Below are 5,803 nucleotides of genomic sequence, written 5' to 3'. Positions count from 1 at the left end.
TTTTTTGCCTTTTCCTCCTTTTATTTGAATAAGCATTCTCTCGGAATCAATATCGGCAATTTTAAGATTAACAACTTCCGAAAGTCGTATACCTGCCGAATTCACACCGTAGGATTTCATTTTATATTACACCAGAAATTTTTAAGTCGATTTTTAAGATAAATTTTTCCATTACCTGATTTGAGATATTTCTCTCTTCTTGTAGCATCTTGTTGATTCAAACTAGCTTCGTAATAAATAAGTTTTAGTGGACGACGATTGATTGTAGAACTTACTTTTCCATTATTGTGCATTTCTATTCATTTTTTTAAATCTTTTGTATATCCTGTGTAGAGCCTCTTGTCTTTAAGACTAAATAAAACATAAGTATAGAACATTTTTAATCCTATAATCCAACGGGGTAGATAGTAGAAAGAATGGTTTTGTGTTTTAGATTATTAGTACAGTTTATTATTTTCTTAACATCTTCTTTACTCAAAACAACCGGAAATTTTCTCTCTTTGTTTTTTGGAATATCGAAATAATATTTTTTTACATCTCTAAAATAGAATTTAATTGCATTTATTGCATTGTTTTGTGAATAAGTGGAGTAGTGTTTTTCTTCAACAAGGAACAATAAGTACTTTCGGATTTGTTCTTGTTTAATATTTTCCAATTCTATTTCAGGATAAAAATTCAGGAATCTTTGAAAATGCAAACCGTAAGTTTTAATCGTTGGTTCGCTATAATGCTTTAATTTTAAAGCCTGTAAATACTCTTCCGAAAATCTAATAGAATTCTTTTTCATTTTTTATTACCTTGCTTTTATTTACGTCCCCTCATATTTATGTCAAATTAATCGAAAAATAAATTTAATTTTCTGCTGACCTGCTGAAATGCTGAATTGCTGAAATGCTGACCTGCTGAACTGCTTTTTCTCTATTTTCGTGTAATTTAGTGTAATTCGTGGTTATCTTTGGTCTTTAGTCTTTTTTACTATTCTTCCCCTTTTCGAATCACCTCGATTGGTTCGATCTTTGTAACTCGTTTTGCTGGAATAATTGTAGTTAATAGAGTTATTACTCCGGAAACGGCTACAACAAGAATAATATCAAACGGCTCTATTTTGACGGGAACGCTCCGGAATGGCATTCCTGAAATAGGGATTTTGAAAAAGTTCCATTTGATTTGAGCAAAAAGTAAACCGAGTGAAGTTGTAAGCCCGAGCAAAATTCCTGCAGAGCCGATAACTACGCCATTTATAATGAATATTCTTACCACATCTTTATTCTTTGACCCAAGAGCTTTCAAAATGCCTATATCTCCATATTTTTGAGAAATCAGACGGAGATAGTTTCCGATCATATTAAAGGCAGCTACAAGAAATATGAGAACAAGAACGAGGAACATAATTTTTTTTTCAAATTTTATCGCAGTAAAAAGGTGTTTCTCAAAATCACGCCAATCGGAAACGATTAGTTCGCTATCAAATTTTTTTTGCAATTTTTTGGCAACTTTCAGAGAGACTTTCGGTGATTTCGTTTTAACCTCAAATGACGAAATGACATCTCCCTTCCCGATAAAATTTTGTATAGTAGAAAGGTCTGTAAAGGAATATTTCAGATCATATTCGGGAATTCCCGTGTGAAATAAAGCGATGATTTCGAGAGATTTGGTTTTTGGTAAAAGTCCAAAAGGAGTGGGCTGATCGGCGATTGGGGAGACAAGCATTATCGTGTCCCCAATATTTGCACGCAAAGTAAGCGCAATATCAGAACCGAGAATAATTCCGTTTGCCATCTGTTCCTGTTCCGGATATCCGATATAAATATTCTCCTGCAAATGAGTAACTTTTTTGTGTTTCTCCAGTTGAATGCCTTTGCACATTGTTCCGGAAACGTATTTATCATGCATCAGCATAAGTTCTTGTTTTGCAACCGGACTTATTTGCAGGTTTTCCTCTTCGGTGATGCGTTTTGAAATTTTTCTCCAGTTTCCGAAGGATTGATAATCATTTGCAAATACCTTAATTTCCGAATGAAGCCCCACAATTCTGTTGGTTATATCTTGTTCCAGCCCGTTCATGACGGACATGACAACAACCAGGGCAAAGACTCCGAGAAAGATTCCGATAATGGAGATCAAATTCCCTAAGGATACCGCTCTTTGTCTTTCTGATTTGATATATTTTAGTGCGAGATGCCAAATATACATTACATTATCTTAATATTTTTTTTAATTGCTTGTGGATTGCGGAAAAATTACTTGCAGAAAAATCCGCTTCATCCTGAATCTTATCCCATTCATATTTCGCATGCTCATCTTGTATTGCAAAAACGGTCATTCCGGCTGCTTTTGCAGCGAGAACACCCACATAAACATCCTCGATCACAAGGCAATTCTCCGGCTTTACTCCCAAATCAGAGGCAACCCTTAAGAATATATCGGGAAATGGTTTTCCTTTTATTTCTCTACATCCGGCGGTAACTGTTCCGAATTTATCGTCCACCCTATTTGCTTTTAGAACTATTCTCGCCAACTGATCCGAATTGCTGGTGCCAATTCCCATCTTGATTTCACTTGATTGTAGAAATTCAAGAAATTCCAACACACCTTTTTTTAGAGGAATTTCATTCTCATAATGCCATCTGACCATTTCTGTCCACTCGTTCATAATCGTTTCCAAAGAGTCGGGCAGATCAAATTTATTTTTAAAATATTCTGCGACCTCAATAAAACTGTTTCCTGATTCGATATCATCAAAAAGATTATCAGGGGTTTCAATACCTCTTTTTCCGAGATATTCCTTATCAACTTCAATCCAGACTCCCATCGAATCGATCAAAGTTCCGTCAAGGTCAAAAATTACTGCTTCAAGATTCATTTTGTTCCAATCTTAAGTTTATATAATTTTTCATATAACACCAATGTCCACCAATTCCCGCCAATCAACCATTCGCAAGGTTTTCAAAAATTCCCATCAATCTCCAACCTTCACCATTTTCCGCACAACAGCATTCTTTCCGTACTCCAGTTTATAAAAATAGGTTCCGGGGGATACTTCATTTCCATTTCTATCTTTCCCATCCCAAACGATTTTGGTCTTTGCCCAAAAATCGTCTTTTTTCCCGTTATATTTTTTTACTAATTGCCCTCTCACATTGTAGATGGAGAGCTGATAATCTTCCACGCGCTCATAGTCTGTGGTGATGAATAATATTTCCGTTTCATCTTTGAACGGATTAGGCTGGTTTTTGAAAAGATATAATTTATAAATAAATGAAGTATCAGGATTACTTATCCCATGTTCATGCCATTCATACGCTCCGATATCCACTCTGCCGTTGTAAATTCTGCCGTTTCCTGCCAAATCTAATTGCGGTAAGTTTAGTCCGGTTGTATCCGGTGTGCCGGCGTCTATGCAAGGCGAATCTTCGGTGAGTTCATAACTGAACGGATCTCCGCCCACGAACATCGGGTCTTCATCTATATTACCATCTCCCCAGTTGATTGTGCCATTGTTGTTTGTATTTATTGCATTAATCCCATTCTCAATATTGCAGTATTTTATTCTGGCGGAGTTGGGAGGACCCGTAGGACAAAAATATATTTCCGTGTAGGGATCATTTCTCAGGATTGTATTTATTAAGGTAACATGACTATCTTCTACCAATCTTATTGTACCTTCGGAACAGTTTCCATTGTTTACAATTGTGCAATTGATAAAATACATATCTTCATAGCTCCATAACTGGGCAATACCACTGCAAATATCCGCACTATTATCTGCAATTAGAGTATTTATGAAAGTTGGGCAAGAATTATTTACACAAGACCCAGCTCCAAAATTTCCTATTTCAGGATTTGTATGATTACCTTCAATTCTACAATTCAAATATAGGGGATTGCTTCCAAGAGATGCCCTAGTTGCTCTTCCATTTACCTGTTCGTATGTTGTCAGTATATTTACATTCTCAAATATTGGATTGCAATAATTATAAGTATTAATATGTGATTCAGAATATTCATCACTAGAAATATTATCTTTTAGAATTACATTTTTAATAATTACATTAGAACCATCTACAGACAACCCTCCTGTATTCAATTGAAGACCATGTTGTAGTGTTAAATTCTTTATTATAACATTATTTTTTTCAATTATAGTAACCAACCTTCCAGTTTGTTCCGCATCAATTATAGTTTCCTCTTTCCCTGCCCCAATAATAGAAATATATTCTTTACCACCGAGAGCAAAGAATTCTCCTGTATTCGACGGAGAATAAAAACCTTCTGCTAGATGGATAGTATTCGGATGGGTGCTGTCCGACTTTATCTTTATTAAAGCATTGTAAATATTTTGTAACGGATCATCCGGTGATAAACCGCTGTTATTGTTATTTCCTTCCGGACTTACATACAAATCCTGATTTATAGTTTCTATTTTGTGATTTTCAACCTCCATCGTTATCTCATCTTCTCGTGAATATACGTAAAATTTATTAGGCTCTTGAACAGTAAAAGTATCTAAAAGGACATACATATCTCCGTTATGGTTATATATATCACTTCCTATTGGTGAATAATTATTGTAAATATTACACTTATTAATTTCTGAAAAATCAATAAATACATCATCATTTCCTTTAGCTAATCCTCCTCCGGCTGTTGATGCCATATTATTAATGATATAAGTACCTTCAATATATAACTGAGGGCATTCATTTGAAGATATTCCCCCACCAACCGATGAGATATTGTTTAATATACTACAGAATTTAATAGAAAATGATGCTCCATCTATATATAATCCTCCCCCGTAATAACCATAAATACTACCTAAGCCACTACCATGTTGCACAGTAAAACCAATAATCTCTGCATTAGTTTCTCCCGAATTAACAATAACACAACTGTTATTTTGGTTTCCATCAATAATAGTACTATCTATATATGATTCATCTCCGGTTGTATAATATTTACTGGCAACGCTAATATTCTTTCCATTGTAATTGATATTCTCATAATATGTCCCCGGATAGACGAGGACAAGATCACCGTCTGCTGCGGCATCTATTCCTTCCTGGATCGATGTATAATTTCCAGTTCCTTCGATATCTACAATTATTGTTTCGCGGTTGTTTTTTTTTTTCGATTCAACATCCTTTTCGTTACTTTTTGACTCGAAACTTTCTCGCCCTTTCTCGGTTCGAATGGATTTGCTCTGCAAAGAGAGTGAAGTAAATAAAAATAAAATTAGCAAGATAAATATTTTTTGTTGTTGCATAATAGTTTTCCTTTGAATACGCTTTTAATTCGACCCTTTCAGAGTCGCTCATATTATTTTTATTGCTACCGATTTCATCGGCAGTTATTCATATTTGACACCTTCGGTGTCTTTTGTAATGTAAATCTGATAGGTAATAACTTATCCAAATATTTTGCCATTAATTTCTTGAATGCAAGAATCCGCCAGATGGCGGAAGGGTCGGGGTGAGGTCGAAACCCAAAAACTTTGCGAAAGTTATAGCTTGTCATATTAGATGAAAGAGCCGATTTGATCTGATAACCTTCAATACACGATTTGTTTGGCAGCACAACTTTCGCAAAGTTGTGATCCAAAAAAATCCTCAAGTCAAATCCAAAAAGAGTGGCTTCGACTCAAGTCTTTTTTTATCTTATTGAATTATTACCATTTTCTTAATGGCAATCTTTTTGTCGGATTCCAACTTGTAGAAATAGATTCCGCTACTAACTTTGCGACCATTATTATCAGTGCAATCCCAGGTTACGGTAGATAAACCATTATTTTGGATTACATCTT

The 5,803-nt window shown here is 34.9% G+C and carries 4 protein-coding genes and 2 pseudogenes; all 6 read right to left on the bottom strand.

What is annotated here, in order from left to right:
- A pseudogene (locus U9P79_02015) lies at nucleotides 1-99 on the bottom strand (recombinase XerC).
- A gap of 17 nt (nucleotides 100-116) precedes the next feature.
- Nucleotides 117-377 (bottom strand): annotated as a pseudogene (locus tag U9P79_02010) (GIY-YIG nuclease family protein).
- 8 nt (nucleotides 378-385) lie between these two features.
- Nucleotides 386-787: a site-specific integrase gene (locus U9P79_02005; GenBank protein MEA2103403.1), complete on the bottom strand. Its 402-nt coding sequence runs from the start codon at nucleotides 785-787 to the stop codon at nucleotides 386-388.
- A 188-nt stretch (nucleotides 788-975) separates the two neighbouring features.
- Nucleotides 976-2,193, bottom strand: a complete 1,218-nt coding sequence (locus tag U9P79_02000; protein MEA2103402.1) for an FtsX-like permease family protein — start codon at nucleotides 2,191-2,193, stop codon at nucleotides 976-978.
- 4 nt (nucleotides 2,194-2,197) lie between these two features.
- Nucleotides 2,198-2,863 carry an HAD family phosphatase gene (locus U9P79_01995; protein ID MEA2103401.1) on the bottom strand — a complete coding sequence of 222 codons (666 nt, stop codon included), beginning with the start codon at nucleotides 2,861-2,863 and terminating at the stop codon, nucleotides 2,198-2,200.
- A 96-nt stretch (nucleotides 2,864-2,959) separates the two neighbouring features.
- Nucleotides 2,960-5,266, bottom strand: a complete 2,307-nt coding sequence (locus U9P79_01990) for a choice-of-anchor Q domain-containing protein (protein ID MEA2103400.1) — start codon at nucleotides 5,264-5,266, stop codon at nucleotides 2,960-2,962.
- Between the last annotated feature and the right edge of the window lie 537 nt (nucleotides 5,267-5,803).

It is taken from the genome of Candidatus Cloacimonadota bacterium, assembly GCA_034661015.1.
Taxonomy (GTDB): Bacteria; Cloacimonadota; Cloacimonadia; order JGIOTU-2; family JGIOTU-2; genus JAYEKN01.
Note: the sequence above shows the minus strand (reverse complement) of the source record. Positions and strands in the feature narration are given on the sequence as shown.

Bases quoted from the DNA above. Each gene is read 5' to 3' on its own strand.
- U9P79_02005 (MEA2103403.1), bottom strand. From the start codon at position 787: ATGAAAAAGAATTCTATTAGATTTTCGGAAGAGTATTTACAGGCTTTA.
- U9P79_02000 (MEA2103402.1), bottom strand. From the start codon at position 2,193: ATGTATATTTGGCATCTCGCACTAAAATATATCAAATCAGAAAGACAA.
- U9P79_01995 (MEA2103401.1), bottom strand. From the start codon at position 2,863: ATGAATCTTGAAGCAGTAATTTTTGACCTTGACGGAACTTTGATCGAT.
- U9P79_01990 (MEA2103400.1), bottom strand. From the start codon at position 5,266: ATGCAACAACAAAAAATATTTATCTTGCTAATTTTATTTTTATTTACT.